This window comes from Methylococcus geothermalis (assembly GCF_012769535.1).
In the GTDB taxonomy this organism is placed as follows: domain Bacteria; phylum Pseudomonadota; class Gammaproteobacteria; order Methylococcales; family Methylococcaceae; genus Methylococcus; species Methylococcus geothermalis.
This window is the reverse complement of the sequence record NZ_CP046565.1, coordinates 1328013-1344243: the sequence shown is the minus strand read 5'-3', so window position 1 is coordinate 1344243 and position 16231 is coordinate 1328013. Positions and strand designations below refer to the sequence as shown.

Sequence of the window (16231 nt, the reverse complement as noted above, 5' to 3'; positions counted from 1 at the left end):
TATTCCATCAAACCCCGTCCGTCAACCGGCCGGCGATCCGCCCGGCATTCAGGCTATTGCCCCATCCACTGCGGCATACGCCGCAGCCTGCGGGAAAAATGCATGAGGCGATCGCGTTGATTCAGCATTTACTCTCCGGCTATAGCCGGGCTTTCACACCCCGGCAATGATGTTGGCATAATGTTTTCATGCTCCTTGGAGCATTTTCCCTTTATCACACAGAACATCGGAGGTATTCATCATGCTCGTAGGTGCTCTCGCCGTATTCACGCTCGTCGCCCTGATGGGGCTGGCCATGATTTGCGATGTCTGGGCCGGCCGCCCCGTGGAGCCCGCCTATCCCATCCTGCACGGCGTGGCCTCGCTGGTCGGTTCCGCCCTCGTCATCGTGGCCGCCCTGGGAGGCGACACCCGCCTTTACCTCAACATCGGCATGGCCGTGGTGATCATCGGCCTGGGCCTCTTGATGGGGCTGACCGCCAAGAAAGGCAAGCGGGTACCGCGCGCCGTGCTGGTGGCTCACGTGGGCCTGGCGGTAACCTGCTATCTGGCGCTGGGCTTCTTTGCGTTCAATCCGAATGCAACCCTGATCTAAGACTCCACCCCCTCGGGAACGCGTTCTGCGTTCCTGGAAACCGCAATCTCCCTCATCGACGCTCGGCAACCGGCACCCCGCGGGCACCGGTTGCCTTCTCTTCCCCTCTCTCTCCAGCCAACGAGGCATTTACCTCAGCCGCTTGGTGATTTCACTTACCGCCACAGCCACCATCTCGGCGTAACGATCTGTTATTCAATAGAAAATTAATTGGCACGCGAGCTGCTTTGAAAGTCAACGACCGTAGCGGTGCCCTCCTTCCCGCGGACAGGAAGACCGCCTAAGCAGCCACGGGGCACCGGCTGGCGATACAGATTTTTCAGACCGGCGAGTTCCATCCTTGAGTTTCGACATGCGCACGTCCTCTCTGACAACCCGGCCACTCATTGCCCTCGCGGCGGCGTGGGCCGGGTTCCTTTTCGAGCCTCCCTGCTCCGCGCAGCAGCCGGAAGCGTCGTATGCCGTGAGCTACCCCGTCATCGACGGACTGAACGAGATTCAGGGCCTGGATGTCGCGGTCGATGGCCGCTCCATCCACGCCCTGCTGGTGGGAAAACCGGCGGATGGCGGACGCTCCCGCGTGGTCCACGTGCATTCGGAGGACGGCGGGCAAACCTGGACACCGCCGAATGTCCTGAACCGCCCGGACGACCCGCCGGTCATCGCCCGGCGGGGCAACGACGCGCGGCTTGCCGTCAAAGGGAAAGACATCGTGGCCGCCTGGCAGACCCAAGGCGAACTTCCGGGCACCGGACCGATGAGCATCGTCAGCTCGCGCGACGGCGGAAACACGTGGACACGGGGCGACAATCCCGCGACCGGAGACAGCTTGAAAAACCAGGCTTATCTTTCCCTGGTGGCCGACCCGCAAGGGGAATTCCATCTGGTCTGGCTGGACGACCGTGAGGAAACCGGGGACACCCAGGGATTGCGCTATGCCAGCTCGAAGGACGGCGGGTTGCACTGGGGCCCCGAAGCCACCCTGGACCCGGCGGTCTGCACCTGCTGCTGGAGCCGGCTCGAGGTCCTGCCGGACGGCACGCTGTCCGTGCTGTACCGCGACGCCGACCCGCGCGACATGAAGCTTGTCCTCCGTCCCGGCCAAACCGGCGGCTGGCGGCCTGCCGGGCCGGTCGGCGCCTTCGGCTGGCATTTCACCGGCTGCCCCCATTGCGGCGGCGGGCTGGCGGGCAGCAAGGCCAGGAACGGCCGGGCGATGCTGCATAGCGTGGTCTGGACGGGCAAGGAAGACTCGGCCGGCCTGTTCTATCTGAAGTCGGCGGACGCCGGCAGGAACTGGTCCGCGCCCCGGAAGGTCGGCGACGGCCACAGCCGTGACGGCGACATCGCGGCACTCGATCGGGGGACGCTGGCCATCGCCTTCACCCGCGACACCCCGGCCGGCACCTCCGTCCAGCTCACGCAGTCCGGCGACGAGGGGGGACATTGGACCGATCCGGCACCGCTCACCGGCGAGGCCGCCAAAGCCCAGCACCCGCGCATCCTGGCCACGCCTTTCGGATTCCGGGTGTTCTGGACCGAAACCCGCCCCGGCGGCCGGAAAACCTGGGCCATGGCAGCCCCCAGAACCGAAACCACGACACGACGAGATTCATGAGAAAACCCACCCCATCCCTAGCCATGATCGTCGCCGGCTTGGCCTTGGCCGGCGCGGCAGCCGCGAACGCTTCGGAAGACGGCGCGCTGGCCGCCGCCAATCCTTTCCTTGCCCGGACGGTCGACACGCCCGTCCATCTGGCCCACGCCATCCTGGTCAAGGCGATACCGGAGCGGGACGCCACCATCACCGACGTGCCGGAGGAGGTCCTTTTGACCTTCAACGAAGGCGTGGGCAACGACTTCCTGGCCCTGGCCGTGGTCGACGGCGAAGGCAAGCGGGTCGACAACCACGACGCCAAGCTCGATTTCACCGACCGCTCCAAGCTGCGGACCTCGATTTCCAAGCTCTCCCCCGGCCGCTACATGGTGCGCTACCGGGTGCTCTCCGCCGACGGCCATGTGGTCAGCGGCAAATATTTCTTCCAAGTCCAGACCCCCTGAAGGAGGACGACTCCCATGACGCATCGTTACGCATTTTTCTGCCGCACCGCCGCGGCCCTCTTGGGCTTGTCCGTGGCCGCCGGCCCGGCCTTCGGCGCCAGCTCCCCCCGCGACATGAACAACGCCCGGCAGATGTACCAGGGCGCTTCGATGAACTGCCTGGTGGCCAACGACTTCTACGCCGTGCATTTCACCGCCATGCAGGAAGGCCGCTACGAAGGCGAGCGGCACGATTTCGTCAAATACTGCCAGGAAATTCCGGGCACCGGGAAAACCTATCTGAGCATCGACCTGCTGGACCGCGACGTGCGCAACACCCCGGTCGCCTTGCGGGTGATCGAAGAAGACCTGGGCGAAGGCGGGCAACTGCCCAAGGAGAAGAGCACGCTGTCCGAGGTGCCGCCCAAGATCTACAAGAACGGCACGGTGGAAACCTATGCCAACATCACCCGGCCCGGCCACTATGCGCTGATCGCCGTGATCGGAGACGAGGCCGTGACCGAGGACGACCGCCTGCGGATTCCGTTCAGCGTCGGCGTCCCCTCTCCCGTCCAGCCCAACCGCTGGCCCGGCGCCCTGGCGGCGCTGGTCGGCGCCATCGTGCTCGCCACGCTCTGCTATGTGGCCTACCGCCATCTGGGCCTGCGCCGTGCCGGCAGCGCCGCCGCCGGCGGAACGGCAAAGGCGCCGCGCCGCTTCCCGGTCTGAGCCCCCCGATGATGGATCATCGCCGCGCCCGTCAAGGCCTTGCGCCGTGCCTGTTGCTTGCTCTGGCAGCCGGAACGACCGCGTTCGCGGATTGGGCCGGCTTCGCCCAGTACGGCGCAGTGGCGGAAATCGCCGTCGAACCGGACGCGGTCGACATGGACATCCGCATCAAGGAAAGCGTGTTCACGAATCTGGCCGGAGCCGATGGCGGGCCGCTCCTCCCCGGACTGCTGCGGCTCCAGGACAAGGACGGTCATCCGCTCGAAGGCAGGATTGTGTCCTTCGCCAAACCCGACGCCGTCCCAGGCAAAACGGACGGTCCCTGTTACGAAGCCAGGCTGCGTTTCGACGTCGCCGGAAAACCCGAAGCCCTGAGCCTGGTTCCCGCAGCGCGACTCGGCAAGGAACTCGGCGTGGTCGTCAGCCATCGCGGCGTGCCTGTGGCCGATCTCGGCGCACTCGAGGCGCCCGCCCGCATCCTGCTGGACTGGAATGACCCGTGGCGCTCGCGCTTCGAAGATTCCGGCCGCCTCCGGCGCCACAGCGCGCCTCGCTCCTTCCTCTACGTCGAGCCCTACGAGGTCCGGCACGAAGTGCTGCTGCGGCTGGAAGACCTGGCGCCTTATCTGCGATTCAAACCCAAGGATCCACAGAACCTCGGTGCCGGCGAACGCGAATCCCTGAAGCAGGCGGCCGGCGATTTCCTGCGGACGCGCAACCCGGTGCGCGTCAACGGCACCGTGGTGGAAGCCCAGCTCGACCGGGTCGAATTCCTGCGTTTCGACCGCCAGGGCATGCAGAAAGCCGGCGATACCGAGCCTCTCTACCCCGCCTCGGCGCTGGTCGGCGCCATCCTGGTCTACCTCACGGAAGCGCCCGCCGAAACGGTGGACCTGCAATGGGAGCTGTTCGGCCCCGGCCTCGAGCGGCGGCCCGTCACGCTGTATTTCGGCAAGGAATCCTTCGAATTCGACGCCACCCCGCGCGACCCGGTGTTCCGCTGGTCGGCGGAAGAAGCCTTGGGGCTGGCACCCGAGGTCGAACCACCGGCACCGGCCCCCGATGACGAGCACGGCGTACCAGCCCTCCGCTTCCAGGCCGCGGCCGTGGCCTTTCTGTGCGCGGCATGGCTGGCCCGGCGCAAGCATCCCGTCCTGGCCGGCACCGGGCTGGCCGCGGCCGTCGCCGCGATGCTGTTTCCGCAAGCGCTCGGTTTGACCGGACAGCCGGAAGCCCGCGCCGAGGCCTTCCCTCGTCCGCAGGTGCGGCCCCGCCTGGAAGCCCTGCTGCACAACGTCTACCGCGCCTACGCCCTGCCTGGAGAAGAGGCCGGCTACGACCGCCTGGCGATGAGCCTGGACGGGCCACTGCTGGAAGAAGTCTATCTCCGCCAGCGGCGGGCGGTCATGGCCCGCAATCAGGGGCTGGGAGGCGAAGGGCGGGTCAGCCGCATCGAAGTGCTGGGAGACGGGCTCGCCACCCGGAAACTCGGGCCTTCCAGCTTCGAGGTCACGGCCCAATGGATTGCCCACGGCACGGTCTCCCACTGGGGCCATTCCCACGACCGCCACAATCTGTATGCCGCCCGCATGGTGCTGAGCATCGCCGGAGACGGCACCTGGAAAATCACCGCGATGGACCTCCTCGAAGGCCGCCCCTCGGCATCCTCCCCCCGTTCATGATCGAAATCGAAAACCTGAGCTTCCGCTATCCCGGCAGCCGCTTTGGCGTCGCCTTGCCCGCCTTGCGCATCGAACGCGGCGGCAGGGTCGCCATCATCGGCCCCAGCGGGGCGGGGAAAACCACCCTGCTGAAACTCATCGCCGGCATTCTGTCCCCCGATGAGGGAACCATCCGCGTCGATGGCGTCACCGTCAGCGCACTGGACGATGGCGCGCGGCGGAATTTCCGGATTTCCCGCGTCGGCTTCGTGTTCCAGGAACTCGAGTTGCTCGACTACCTCAGCGTGTTCGACAACATCGTGCACCCCTACCGGATCAACCGGGTGCTGAAGCTGGACCAGGGGGTGCGGGACAGGGCCCGCGAACTGGCGGAACAAACCGGCCTGGCGGACAAGCTCGCCGCGCTACCGCGGGAGCTGTCCCAGGGCGAGCGGCAAAGAGCGGCGGTCTGCCGCGCCCTGCTGGCCGAGCCGGGTCTGGTGCTGGCCGACGAGGCGACCGGGAACCTCGATCCGGCCAACAAGCTCAGGGTCATCGAACTGCTGATCCGAGCCGCGGAGCGCAAGCGGTCCACCCTGCTGGCCGTCACCCACGACCACGAACTGCTGCCGCTGTTCGACCGCGTCATCGACATCCGCCAACCCCAGGGCCCAGAAGCAGAATGAGGCACGATTTCTATCTGGCCTGGCGCTATCTGCGCCACCACCGGACGCGGACGCTGATCCTGGTGCTGTGCCTGAGCCTGATCGCCGCGCTCCCGCTGGGCCTGCACCGGGTCCTGGACGCGGGCGAATACTGGATGACCCGCCGGGCCGAAGCCACGCCGCTCTTGGTCGGCGCCCGCGGCAGCGCGGTGGACCTCACGCTCGGCGCGCTGTATTTCAGCGAGGCCGGCGTGCCGTCCATCCGCATGCAGGAGGCCGACCGCATCGCCGCCACCGGCTGGGCCGACCCGCTGCCCATCTACGCCCGCTACCGGGTGCAGGGCCAGCCGTTGATCGGCGTCACCCTGGACTATTTCGACTTCCGGGGACTCGTTCCGGCGCAGGGCGAATTGCCCGCGATCCTCGGGGACTGCGTCCTCGGTGCCGACGTCGCCGAGCGCCTCGGGCTCGGACCGGGCGACACCCTGGCGTCTTCCTCGGGAAACGCATTCGATCTCGCCGGCACCTATCCGCTCAAGCTTCACGTCACCGGCGTGCTGGCCAAGGCGCATTCGCCGGACGACCACGCCGTCTTCGTCGATCTCCAGACCGCCTGGATCATCGAAGGCCTGGGCCATGGCCATGCGGAAACCCAAGCGGCCCCCACCCAGCCCGATTCGCCTTTCGGCGCCGCGACCGTCCGCCGCGCCGATGCCGGGCTCCTCACCTATACCGAAATCACCCCCGAGAACCTGGGTTCGTTCCATTTCCACGGCGACCCGGCCACCTACCCGATCAGCGCCGTGATTGCCCTGCCGCACGACGCCCGCTCCGCGACCCTGCTGCGCGGGCGCTACCTGGACGACAAGTCGGCGACCGAAATGATCCGTCCGCTGGATGTGACCCGCGGCCTGCTGGAGAACATCTTCCGGGTCGGTGCACTGTTCGACGGCATCCTGCTGCTGGTCGTCGCCATCGCTTTCCTGCTCGTCGCCCTGGTGTTCGCACTTTCGCTGCGCCTTCGGCAACGGGAAATCGAAACGATCTACCTGCTCGGCTGCGCCCGGCTTGCCGTGATGCGCCTGCTGTTCGCGGAGATCCTGCTCATCGCCCTGCTCGCAGGCGCGGTTTGCGCCGCCGTGCTGTACACGGCCGCGCCCCATGCTTCCGATCTTGCACGCCATTTCATCCTGAGTTGAAACCCGCCATGCCGACATTCCGCATCCTTTCCCTCGTCATCGCCCTGGTCGCCGCCGCTTCCGCCGGGGGCGCGAGCGCCATCGGCGAGCACAAGCTCGAGATCGTCGCCTCGAACTATCCCCTGGCCTACTTCGCCGAACGGCTCGCAGGCCCTTGGGCCACGGTCATCCTCCCGGCGCCGGCGGACGTCGATCCGGCCTACTGGCGGCCGGATGCGAAAGCGGTCGGCGCCATGCAGAAGGCCGACCTGATTCTTCTCAACGGCGCGGACTACGAAAAATGGCGGGCGCACGTCGCCCTGCCCCGCCTGAAAACGGTGGACACTTCGGCCGGCTTCCGCGACCGCTTCATCCGCATCGAGAACGCGGTGGTGCACAGCCACGGGCCGGCCGGCCAGCATTCGCACGAAGGCATCGCCTACACCACCTGGCTGGATTTCGACCAAGCGGCGCAACAGGCCGAAGCGGTGGCAAAAGCGCTGATCGCCAAACGGCCCGAACTCAAGACGGCCGTCCTCGACGCCCTGCGGTCACTGCAGGCGGACCTGTCGGGCCTGGACGGTGAAATCAAGCGGATTGCCGCCGTCAAACCAAACCTGCCCCTGATGGCATCCCATCCGGTTTACCAGTACCTCGCCCGCCGCTACGGCCTGAATCTGAAAAGCGTCCACTGGGAGCCCGGCGAAATGCCGCCGGAAAAGGAATGGACCGAGCTGGACAAGACCCTGGCCGGCCACCCGGCGAAGACCATGCTGTGGGAAGCCCGGCCGGCCGCCGCGATCGCGGACAAGCTGGGCGCCAAAGGTGTCGCGAGCGCGGTTTTCGATCCTTGCGCCAACCGGCCGGAAGCCGGGGATTTTCTTGTCATCATGAAACAGAACGTCGAGAATCTGAGGACGTCCTTCCAGCGCTGATGAGCAGCCCATGCTGTATTACGCGGTCAAGCTGGCGGTATCGGTCTTGGCCTTGGTGGCGATAACCGAAATCGCAAAACGCAGCACCGTTTTCGCGGCCCTGGTCGCATCGCTTCCCCTGACTTCCCTCCTCGCCTTCATCTGGCTGCACTGCGACGGCGCGCCACCCGGACAAATCGCCGACCTTTCATTCCGTATTTTCTGGCTGGTGCTGCCCTCGCTTGTCTTATTCCTTCTTCTGCCTCTGCTGCTGAAACACGGTCTCGGTTTCTGGATCAGCCTGGCCATTTCTTCGACGATGACGGCGCTGGCCTATATCACGCTGATGGCTCTGTTACCTTTGATCGGCATCCGACTCTGAACCATCTCTTAACGACGACCCCCAAATCCCAATAGACATCGCGCTCGATCCATTTTTTTTCCAATCAGAACACCTAGGTGATTTGATACATCCACCGAGGGATTTGACGCAGTCGGAGAGAACTGAAACCGACGGCGGGCGACCCGGACAACGAAATCAGCCGCGATGATGACGATCGACCTGCCTTTGGTTTCCCGTCTCCTCTCGAAGTCAGGGAATGGCACCACCAGCCAATATCGCCTATGCAGATGATTTCACTAGAAATTTATGGATTTTCGAAGAGATGCGCCACGGTCACAGCCGCTATTCCAGCCTCATGTCCCGATATTTGTTCCAAGCCTTACCCCTATAGGCACGTGTTTTGCTGTTAATTATGTGCTGAATCTCCTAGGGCGCCCAGTTCGGGATTTCACGCGCCCCGCCGGGTAGCGTTTTCAACGCTTGCCTTGCGGACTCGCTCGGAATCACAGGACATGGACGCATTCCCATACCCGCCGCTCGCGGCGGGCTTTTTTGCACGTCCATGAAGATTCGCTCAATCAGAAAGTACGTTCCCGGTCTGTTAAGAATCCGGACGGCATCTGTGATCCCTCACAAATAACTACAGTTAAGGAGTCTTGAATGAATAATTATGGCCTTCGCCGCGTCCTGCTCGCTTCATTCCTCGGACTGGCTGCCGGCATCAGCTTCGCCGGTGGGCGCTATGCGGACCCGCCGCCGAATCTCGTCGAAGTTTTCAACGCCAGCAAGGCGGCACTGGAGGCTGCGAAACAATCCAACAAGGATTTGTGCCTGGAGAATGCCAAAAAGGCGAGAAAACTGGCGATCGATTCCTATAAGGAAAAGAGCACCATGCCCATGCAGATGTCCAGCAGCCGATTGAAATCGGTGATCAATTCGCTTGAAGCCGGTCAAGTCGCGGAAACGGTAACGCCGCTGGAAGAAGTGGTGAAGGAAGTCGGCGGCGAAGTCGAATACTACAAGAAGGAAGGGAAGCTCTAAGACCCACGCGTACCGAGGAAGAACCGCCGCTTCGCGCCGCTGAAAGCGGAGCGGCGTGCGCTTCTCTAGCATCTCTCCCCCACAATTCCGCCTCTTCGAGTCCACCATGTCAATCTACAGGAATATCTTGATCATCCTCCTCGGAACCGCGTTCCTATGCGGCTGCGGCAAGGAGGGACCTTTCGGGAATACCCCCGGGCCGAAAAAACCGGAATGGATGAAGTCGAAGGATGAGGCTCCGTAGCAGCCAGAGACTACCCCCAGCAACGATTTATTCGAAGTACCGCACCGCGCCGGATCACGGGAACCGGGCCAGCGGGTGATACTCTTCGTACCGGATTCAGACCACCGAACCTATTCCGCACGCCAGGCAAGAGGCGTCCGAAATAAGAATAAGTCGAGAGATACGACAACGCGCCATGCAAGCAAGAAAAATCATCACTCCGCGCCGCGTGCCAAAGGCCGCCGCATTTCAGGACACCCGCTATTTCCGCGGTGCGATCCAGGATACCCGCAAGATCTGGGCGATTCTGTGTACGCTGGGCTCCGCCTGCCCTGCCGTCGGTTTCGCCCATCCGCAGCCGCAACCCCCGTCCGAAGCACAGCCACAGGCCGAACCGGAGGCCCAGACCGACGCCCGGTCACAAACCACGACTCCTGCCGATTCGAAGGGAAGGCCTATAGCTAAGGCAAAGGCAAAGCCAAAACCGAAGAAAGACGACGACGACGAAAACGACCCGCAGCTCATCGAAGAACCGGTCAGCCTGGAAACGGTGGAAGTGGTCGGACGCGAAACCGACCTGATCGGTTTGACGCAATCGGCCTCCCAAGGCGTGGTAGGCCAGAACCAGTTCAAGTACCGGCCCCTGCTGCGTGTCGGCGAACTGGTGGAGGTCGTGCCCGGCATGCTGGCCACGCAGCACAGCGGCACCGGCAAGGCCAACCAGTATTTCCTGCGCGGTTTCAACCTGGACCACGGCACCGACTTCGCCACCTGGGTCGACGGCGTGCCGATGAACCTGCCGACCAACGCCCACGGCCAGGGCTACATGGACCTCAACAGCATCATCCCGGAGCTGGTGGACCGGGTGGAGTACGGCAAGGGACCGTACTACGCGGAAATGGGCGACTTCTCCGCGGCCGGCTACGCCTACATGCATACCAAGCACCGGCTGCCGCAAGGCTTCGTCAACTTCACCGGCGGCGAGTACAACTACTACCGCACGGTCGCGGCCAATTCCAACGAGCTGGGTCCGGGCGATCTGCTCTACGCCGCTTCGGTGAACTTCTATGACGGCCCCTGGCAGCGGCCGATGGACCTGAACCAATTCAACGGCATGCTGCGCTACACCATCGACAAACAGGACTGGGGCCTTTCGGTGATCGCCAAGGGCTACAACTCGCGCTGGTACGCCACCAACCAGATTCCCGAAGCGCTGGTGCTGGCGAATCAGCTCGACCTCTACGGCACCATGAACCGCAGCGACGGCGGCAATACCAACCGCTACAGCCTGTCCACCAATCTCTGGAGCCGGGGCGAATCCTCCAAGAGCGAAGTCAACCTGTACGCCGCCTACTACGATCTCGACCTGTATTCGGACTTCACCTATTTTCTGGAGCATCCGCAACAGGGCGACCAGATCCTGCAGGGCGAACACCGCGTGTATTACGGCGGCACGGCGTCTCAGACCTGGTTCAACAAGCTGTTCGACACCCCCATGGAAAACAGCCTGGGTCTGCAGATCCGCCATGACCAGATCGGCGGGCTGGAACTGGCCAATACCCAGTGGCGCGAGGTGTTCAACATCGTCAGCCGCAACAACGTGTCCGAAACCAGCATCGGCATGTACTTCAAGAACGAAACCTTCTGGATGGAGAAGTTCAAGACCATCGCCGGCCTGCGCAACGACATCTTCGTCTTCAACGTGGACAGCCAACTGACGCCCCTGAATTCCGGCAACCGCAATTCCAGCATGGTCAGCCCCAAGCTCAGCATGGTGTTCGGCCCCTGGGTGGACACCGAGTTCTTCGTCAACATGGGTTACGGCTTCCATTCCAACGATGCCCGCGGGGCGGTCGAAAGCGTGAACCCGACCAATGGCGATCCGGTTCATGCCGTGACCCCGATGGTCCGCTCCAAGGGCGCTGAAATCGGGGCGCGCAGCCAGTACATTCCGGGGCTCAACAGCACGCTGGCGTTCTGGTTCCTGCACACCGCCTCGGAACTCGTGTTCACGGGCGATGCCGGCACCACCGAACCGACCGGCCCCGGCAACCGCTATGGCGTGGAATGGGCCAACTATTACCAGGCCACCGACTGGCTGACCCTGGACGCCGATCTGGCCTTCACCAAGTCGTACTACACCGATCTGCCCAGCGGAGACAACAGCATCCCCAACTCGGTCGGCAACGTCATCACCAGCGGCGCCACGGTGCAAATGCCCTACGGCTTCTGGTCGACCCTAAGGCTGCGCCACTTCAGCAACGTGCCGCTCAACGAGGCGGGAACGGTGTTTCTGGGTGACACCACCCTGGTCAACTTCGGCCTGGGCTGGCAGGAAGAGAACATCAAGCTGACGCTGGACCTGTTCAACATCTTCGATTCCAGGGCCAACGACATCGCCTACTACTACCAGTACCGCCTGCAGAACCAGCCGCCGGAAGGCGTGGAAGGCAAGCTCATCCATCCGGTGGAGCCCCGGATGCTGCGCGGGAGCATCACCATCAGCTTCTAATGTAACGTCCCTGATGAAGCTTTCGTAATCGACGTTCGGGTAGCGGAGAATCCCGTATGCCGCGCCCGAGAGCTCTCGCGGCAGTCGGGCGGCCTTTCTTTTGGTGAATTTTCTTTGGCCGAGCAAAGAAAAGTTACCCGTCTTCGGGTGCGGAAACCCGATTCAAATCATCGTCGCGATAGCGACTCTTCGCTGATCCTTGTGCCGGTCCAAATCGCCACCGCCCAGAAAATAAAGAAAAGTTGGGGACGCTACACCAGGAAATCCCCCTGGCCGGCGGCACATCGAATCGTTCGACTTCTTCAATGCGGGTGATGTCCGCCGTGCCCCTCGGTCGCATGCCTGGCGTGGTCGCTCAGCTGGGCGTCGAACCAGCGATGGATCGCATCGACCAGCGCGGGATCGTCCGCCGAATATTCGATCTGGGCACCCCGCGCCAGCACGCCGTATTTCACCCTGAGGCTTCCGGGCGCCGCCCGCCTCAGCTCGGCCAGGCCCGGCATGTCTTCGCCATGTATGCGTGCCGGCGCGGCAAAATCGCCGTGGGCGAATTTGCCGGCGATCTCGGCGAGATGGTTGCGGATCAGGCGAATCTGCTCGGCGTCCGCCTCTTTCTTCGCCACGACCTGCTGGATGCCGCCTTGCGCCGTCTTGCTGAAGATGTGAGTGGTCTTGTCCAGATCGAAGGGCATGACCCGTGCCCCTCGCTTCGCCACCTCATCCAGTCGCTGCGCGCTCGCCTCCTCCGCCGGCGCTGACATCACCGTCCCCAGCCCGAGCGCCAAGGCCAAAGCCGTCCGGACAGGCAAGTAGCGGCTCACTTCCCGCCTTCGAGCCGCTGGGTCATGTAGAACACCGCATCGGCGACATCGCGGTCGGAAAGCAGCGGCCTGCGGCCCTTGGGCGGCATCTTGAGGAATCCGCCGCGGGCATGATTCTCCATGACGGAAAAGGATTCGAACGAACGGCTCTTCCAGCTCCCCGGCTGGTCCAGCCTCGGCGCCCCTTCCTTTCCCTTGTCGTGGCAGCCGGCGCAGGCCGAGCGATAAACCTTCGCGCCGTGTTTGGCGTCGAGCTTGTCGCCCGTGACCGGGGCGGAAGGCTCTTCGCCCAATGCGGCGGACGCCGTCAGCAGTGCGCAGGCGGCCAGGGCGATTCGGGTGTTCATGCGGGCGACTCCTCGATCAGGGAAAGTCGAATTATTGATGATTCCATGCGCCAATCCAATGGGGCGAAGCCTTCAGGTCTCGTCGGCCCGCACCCAGGTTTCCACCTCGGGCGGACGATAGGCCGCGAAGGCTTCGAGCAGTTCTTCCGGCTGCTGCGCCACCAGCAGCATGGAACGGTGCAGTCGCCGCATGAAACCCTCGCCCGCCGCGTGCTCCAGGAATGCCACCAGCCGGTCGTAGTAGCCGGCGACATTCAGCAAGGCGCACGGCTTGTGGTGTATGCCCAGCTGGGCCCAAGTCCAGGCCTCGAACAGTTCCTCGAAGGTGCCGATGCCGCCGGGCAAGGCGACGAAGCCGTCCGACAGCTCCGCCATCCGGGCCTTGCGCTCGTGCATGGAGGCGGTCACCATCCGTTCCGTCAGTCCGGGATGGGCGATTTCCTTGGCGACCAGCGCATGCGGAATCACGCCGATCACCTCCCCGCCGGCGGCGAGCGCCGCGTCGGCGACCGCCCCCATCAAACCCACGCTGGCGCCGCCATAGACCAGCCGGATGCCGCGCTCCGCCAACAGCCGCCCGAACCGGCGGGTCTCGTCGAGGTATTCCGGACGCTCGCCGGCACTCGATCCGCAATAGACACAGACGCTTTTCAGTTCCATGGATTCTCCTCCCCGGGAGGTCGCCAAAACCGCATGATATCGCCTGCACGGCGGGGAAACGGTTAAGATTCGGCTCTTGACGAAAACCTCGAGGAGACCGCATGAAAAGCTACCGCAAGGAACTCTGGTTCAACGTGCCGAACCGCGTCGGCTTCGTGAACATCACCCGGCAGGTCGAAGAATGCCTGCGCGAAAGCGGCGTGCGCGAGGGCCTGGTGTTGGTCAACGCCATGCACATCACCGCCAGCGTGTTCATCAACGACGACGAATCGGGGCTGCACCACGACTACACCCTGTGGCTGGAAAAGCTCGCGCCGCACGAGCCGATCCGCCAGTACCGCCACAACGATACCGGTGAGGACAATGCCGACGCCCACATGAAGCGGCAGATCATGGGACGCGAAGTGGTGGTCGCCGTCACCGAGGGCAGGCTCGATTTCGGCCCGTGGGAGCAGATTTTCTACGGCGAGTTCGACGGCCGCCGCCGCAAGCGCGCCCTGGTGAAAATCATCGGCGAGTGATCCTTAGCGGCGCTTGACCGGAGCTCGCATCGGCCCCGGATAGTACGGGTAGTAGAACGAGTACGGGTAGTAGTAGTACGGCCATCCCCAGCCATACCAGGCGTAGGGGTACGGGTAGTAGACGGCCGGCTGCCGCTCGGGCCAAAGATGCAGATAATCGCAACCGACCACCAGGTAGTCGTATTCGGCCTCGTCGAGCTTCTGGGCGCGTTCGCCGATCACCTTCCCGGCCACCGTCAGCTCGCGGTCTTTTTCGTAAATCGTCGGATCGACGAAATAGGGGCACTCGGCCAGGAACCGGCCGCCGGAACTGTCGGTCCGCTCCGGCCGGTCGGCACTGTCGAGCGATTTCTGCACGACCTCGATCTCCGAGGTCTTGCCGAGATGGCGGGTCTGCACGATATCACCGCCCAGGATCACCATCCGGTCCCGGTACAGCGAGGCGTGTGTCTTGATCTCGTTGAAACTGCTGGGCTGCCAGGCGGCCTGCTTGCGCAGCGATTCGGGAACCGGACTGGACGCGCATCCCGAGGCATGGGCGATCACGAGGACCAGCCCCAGACTCGCTCCGGAGCGCAACGCCGGCCGACATTCGAGTTGCTTCATCATTCTCGGCCCCCTGGCCTGCCGAACGGGTTTCGGGCGGCCCGCTGCCGCCTACTTGCCGGCTTCGATCTTGACCGTCATGAAATAGATCACATCCGCGATATTCTGCTCCGATAACCCGGTCTGCCCCATGGATGGCATGTGAAGAAAACCGTCCCGCACATGGTCCTGCAGGAGGGAGGGCCAAAGGATGCCGCGGGACTCCCACTCGTCCACATCATCCAGCATCGGCGCCCCGTCCTCTCCCGTATCATGGCAGCGCGAGCAGTACATGCTGTAGGTGTACATCCCCTGCCGATAGTCCGGCTTGTAGTTCGCCAGGGGAGGCGCTTCCGGCGTCGGAGCGTCCTTGGCGCAGCCTGCGAGCAGAATCGGCAGGACGATCGGCGAAAACGCGTAGGCGGCGATCTTCATGGGCTTCCTGGGTCAAGGTTCCATCCCGGTGGAGTCTAGCCCACGCTCCCCATGCCCACAAGACGCGGAAAGCATCATTCCGGCGGCTGAGACGCGATAAAATGCCCCGCCATGCAAAACAGCTTCCGATCTTCCCGCGCCATCCTCATCACCGGCTGCTCATCCGGCATTGGCCTGTGTACCGCTCTCGGCCTCAAAGTGCGCGGCTACCGGGTGTTCGCCAGCGCCCGCAAGAGCGCCGACGTGGCCCTGCTGCAATCGAAAGGGCTGGAAGCCGTGCAACTCGACTTGGCGTGTTCCACGTCCATCCGCACAGCGCTCGAAGAAGTCCTGCGAGCGACCGACGGCAAGCTGTACGGACTGTTCAACAACGGCGCTTTCGGCCAGCCCGGCGCGGTGGAGGATCTCAGCCGGGAAGTGCTGCGCGCCCAGTTCGAAACCAACCTCTTCGGCACCCACGAACTGACCCGCCTGGTCATCCCGGTCATGCGCCGTCAGGGCGAAGGGCGCATCCTCCAGAACAGCTCGGTGCTGGGCTTCGCCGCCATGCCCTGGCGCGGCGCCTACAACGCCAGCAAATTCGCGCTGGAAGGACTCACCGATACGCTGCGGCTGGAACTGGCGGGCAGCGGCATCCATGTCTGCCTGATCGAACCCGGACCGATCTTGAGCGAGTTCCGCGCCAATGCCTACGGTCTGTACAAGCTCAATATCGATGCGGACGCCAGCGTGCATCGGGACCGCTACAGGGCAATGGAAGCGAGGCTGGAGAAAAAGGGCGCTGCGGCCCCGTTCACCGAAGGACCGGAAGCGGTGCTGAAACGCGTGATTCATGCGCTCGAAAGCAGAAGGCCGAAAGCCCGTTATCGCGTGACTTTTCCGACCTATCTGTTCGCGACCTTGAAACGCGTGCTTTCCACGCGCGCCTTGGATGCGATCCTTCGACGGATCGACTAGGAGA

The 16231-nt window shown here is 63.8% G+C and carries 18 protein-coding genes; 13 read left to right on the top strand and 5 right to left on the bottom strand.

Annotation, left to right across the window (positions count from 1 at the left end):
• Window positions 1-241: 241 nt before the first annotated feature.
• The 11 genes from GNH96_RS06555 to GNH96_RS06505 all read left to right on the top strand — a co-directional run bounded on the left by GNH96_RS06555 (window position 242) and on the right by GNH96_RS06505 (window position 11901).
• Window positions 242-595: a hypothetical protein gene (locus GNH96_RS06555; protein WP_169602939.1), complete on the top strand. Its 354-nt coding sequence runs from the start codon at window positions 242-244 to the stop codon at window positions 593-595.
• Between the two features lie 463 nt (window positions 596-1058).
• Window positions 1059-2213 carry a sialidase family protein gene (locus tag GNH96_RS06550; protein WP_228720048.1) on the top strand — a complete coding sequence of 385 codons (1155 nt, stop codon included), beginning with the start codon at window positions 1059-1061 and terminating at the stop codon, window positions 2211-2213.
• A complete protein-coding gene (locus GNH96_RS06545) occupies window positions 2210-2656 on the top strand; it encodes a copper resistance CopC family protein (RefSeq protein WP_169602937.1) in 447 nt (148 codons plus the stop codon). The genes GNH96_RS06550 and GNH96_RS06545 overlap by 4 nt, the downstream gene beginning before the upstream one ends.
• A gap of 15 nt (window positions 2657-2671) precedes the next feature.
• On the top strand, window positions 2672-3364 hold the full coding sequence (locus GNH96_RS06540) for a hypothetical protein (protein WP_169602936.1): 693 nt from the start codon (window positions 2672-2674) through the stop codon (window positions 3362-3364).
• 8 nt (window positions 3365-3372) lie between these two features.
• On the top strand, window positions 3373-5046 hold the full coding sequence (locus GNH96_RS06535) for a hypothetical protein (RefSeq protein WP_228720047.1): 1674 nt from the start codon (window positions 3373-3375) through the stop codon (window positions 5044-5046).
• On the top strand, window positions 5043-5711 hold the full coding sequence (locus GNH96_RS06530) for an ABC transporter ATP-binding protein (protein WP_169602935.1): 669 nt from the start codon (window positions 5043-5045) through the stop codon (window positions 5709-5711). Before GNH96_RS06535 ends, GNH96_RS06530 begins: the two co-directional genes overlap by 4 nt.
• Window positions 5708-6889 carry an ABC transporter permease gene (locus GNH96_RS06525; RefSeq protein WP_169602934.1) on the top strand — a complete coding sequence of 394 codons (1182 nt, stop codon included), beginning with the start codon at window positions 5708-5710 and terminating at the stop codon, window positions 6887-6889. The genes GNH96_RS06530 and GNH96_RS06525 overlap by 4 nt, the downstream gene beginning before the upstream one ends.
• Window positions 6890-6897: 8 nt before the next feature.
• Window positions 6898-7803 carry a metal ABC transporter substrate-binding protein gene (locus GNH96_RS06520; RefSeq protein ID WP_169602933.1) on the top strand — a complete coding sequence of 302 codons (906 nt, stop codon included), beginning with the start codon at window positions 6898-6900 and terminating at the stop codon, window positions 7801-7803.
• Between the two features lie 10 nt (window positions 7804-7813).
• Window positions 7814-8164, top strand: a complete 351-nt coding sequence (locus GNH96_RS06515; protein WP_169602932.1) for a DUF3147 family protein — start codon at window positions 7814-7816, stop codon at window positions 8162-8164.
• Between the two features lie 621 nt (window positions 8165-8785).
• Window positions 8786-9166: a hypothetical protein gene (locus GNH96_RS06510; protein WP_169602931.1), complete on the top strand. Its 381-nt coding sequence runs from the start codon at window positions 8786-8788 to the stop codon at window positions 9164-9166.
• 419 nt (window positions 9167-9585) lie between these two features.
• Entirely contained in the window at window positions 9586-11901 is a 2316-nt protein-coding gene (locus GNH96_RS06505) for a TonB-dependent receptor (RefSeq protein WP_169602930.1), read from the top strand.
• A gap of 302 nt (window positions 11902-12203) precedes the next feature.
• Here the strand turns inward: GNH96_RS06505 and GNH96_RS16005 are convergent, their stop codons facing one another.
• The 3 genes from GNH96_RS16005 to GNH96_RS06495 form a co-directional block, all read right to left on the bottom strand.
• The gene (locus GNH96_RS16005; RefSeq protein ID WP_228720046.1) at window positions 12204-12722 is read right to left on the bottom strand and encodes an aspartate carbamoyltransferase; all 519 of its coding nucleotides are present in this window, start codon (window positions 12720-12722) and stop codon (window positions 12204-12206) included.
• Entirely contained in the window at window positions 12719-13069 is a 351-nt protein-coding gene (locus tag GNH96_RS16000) for a c-type cytochrome (protein WP_228720045.1), read from the bottom strand. Before GNH96_RS16000 ends, GNH96_RS16005 begins: the two co-directional genes overlap by 4 nt.
• A 72-nt stretch (window positions 13070-13141) precedes the next feature.
• Window positions 13142-13729, bottom strand: a complete 588-nt coding sequence (locus tag GNH96_RS06495) for an LOG family protein (RefSeq protein WP_169602929.1) — start codon at window positions 13727-13729, stop codon at window positions 13142-13144.
• Window positions 13730-13830: 101 nt separating this feature from the next.
• On the opposite strand from GNH96_RS06495, the gene GNH96_RS06490 reads away from it, so the two are divergent.
• The gene (locus GNH96_RS06490; RefSeq protein WP_169602928.1) at window positions 13831-14250 is read left to right on the top strand and encodes a secondary thiamine-phosphate synthase enzyme YjbQ; all 420 of its coding nucleotides are present in this window, start codon (window positions 13831-13833) and stop codon (window positions 14248-14250) included.
• Window positions 14251-14253: 3 nt separating this feature from the next.
• Here the strand turns inward: GNH96_RS06490 and GNH96_RS06485 are convergent, their stop codons facing one another.
• Complete coding sequence (locus GNH96_RS06485; RefSeq protein WP_169602927.1) at window positions 14254-14859, bottom strand: Slp family lipoprotein; 606 nt, start codon at window positions 14857-14859, stop codon at window positions 14254-14256.
• A 48-nt stretch (window positions 14860-14907) separates the two neighbouring features.
• Window positions 14908-15270: a c-type cytochrome gene (locus GNH96_RS06480; protein WP_169602926.1), complete on the bottom strand. Its 363-nt coding sequence runs from the start codon at window positions 15268-15270 to the stop codon at window positions 14908-14910.
• A 111-nt stretch (window positions 15271-15381) separates the two neighbouring features.
• On the opposite strand from GNH96_RS06480, the gene GNH96_RS06475 reads away from it, so the two are divergent.
• Window positions 15382-16227, top strand: coding sequence for an SDR family oxidoreductase (locus tag GNH96_RS06475; RefSeq protein WP_169602925.1), 846 nt, complete (start codon window positions 15382-15384; stop codon window positions 16225-16227).
• Window positions 16228-16231: the final 4 nt, after the last annotated feature.

Excerpts from the sequence above, each read along its gene's own strand:
- GNH96_RS06555 (WP_169602939.1), top strand. The coding sequence starts at position 242 with ATGCTCGTAGGTGCTCTCGCCGTATTCACGCTCGTCGCCCTGATGGGG.
- GNH96_RS06545 (WP_169602937.1), top strand. The coding sequence starts at position 2,210 with ATGAGAAAACCCACCCCATCCCTAGCCATGATCGTCGCCGGCTTGGCC.
- GNH96_RS06540 (WP_169602936.1), top strand. The coding sequence starts at position 2,672 with ATGACGCATCGTTACGCATTTTTCTGCCGCACCGCCGCGGCCCTCTTG.
- GNH96_RS06535 (WP_228720047.1), top strand. The coding sequence starts at position 3,373 with ATGATGGATCATCGCCGCGCCCGTCAAGGCCTTGCGCCGTGCCTGTTG.
- GNH96_RS06530 (WP_169602935.1), top strand. The coding sequence starts at position 5,043 with ATGATCGAAATCGAAAACCTGAGCTTCCGCTATCCCGGCAGCCGCTTT.
- GNH96_RS06525 (WP_169602934.1), top strand. The coding sequence starts at position 5,708 with ATGAGGCACGATTTCTATCTGGCCTGGCGCTATCTGCGCCACCACCGG.
- GNH96_RS06520 (WP_169602933.1), top strand. The coding sequence starts at position 6,898 with ATGCCGACATTCCGCATCCTTTCCCTCGTCATCGCCCTGGTCGCCGCC.
- GNH96_RS06515 (WP_169602932.1), top strand. The coding sequence starts at position 7,814 with ATGCTGTATTACGCGGTCAAGCTGGCGGTATCGGTCTTGGCCTTGGTG.
- GNH96_RS06510 (WP_169602931.1), top strand. The coding sequence starts at position 8,786 with ATGAATAATTATGGCCTTCGCCGCGTCCTGCTCGCTTCATTCCTCGGA.
- GNH96_RS06505 (WP_169602930.1), top strand. The coding sequence starts at position 9,586 with ATGCAAGCAAGAAAAATCATCACTCCGCGCCGCGTGCCAAAGGCCGCC.
- GNH96_RS16000 (WP_228720045.1), bottom strand. The coding sequence starts at position 13,069 with ATGAACACCCGAATCGCCCTGGCCGCCTGCGCACTGCTGACGGCGTCC.
- GNH96_RS06495 (WP_169602929.1), bottom strand. The coding sequence starts at position 13,729 with ATGGAACTGAAAAGCGTCTGTGTCTATTGCGGATCGAGTGCCGGCGAG.
- GNH96_RS06490 (WP_169602928.1), top strand. The coding sequence starts at position 13,831 with ATGAAAAGCTACCGCAAGGAACTCTGGTTCAACGTGCCGAACCGCGTC.
- GNH96_RS06485 (WP_169602927.1), bottom strand. The coding sequence starts at position 14,859 with ATGATGAAGCAACTCGAATGTCGGCCGGCGTTGCGCTCCGGAGCGAGT.
- GNH96_RS06480 (WP_169602926.1), bottom strand. The coding sequence starts at position 15,270 with ATGAAGATCGCCGCCTACGCGTTTTCGCCGATCGTCCTGCCGATTCTG.
- GNH96_RS06475 (WP_169602925.1), top strand. The coding sequence starts at position 15,382 with ATGCAAAACAGCTTCCGATCTTCCCGCGCCATCCTCATCACCGGCTGC.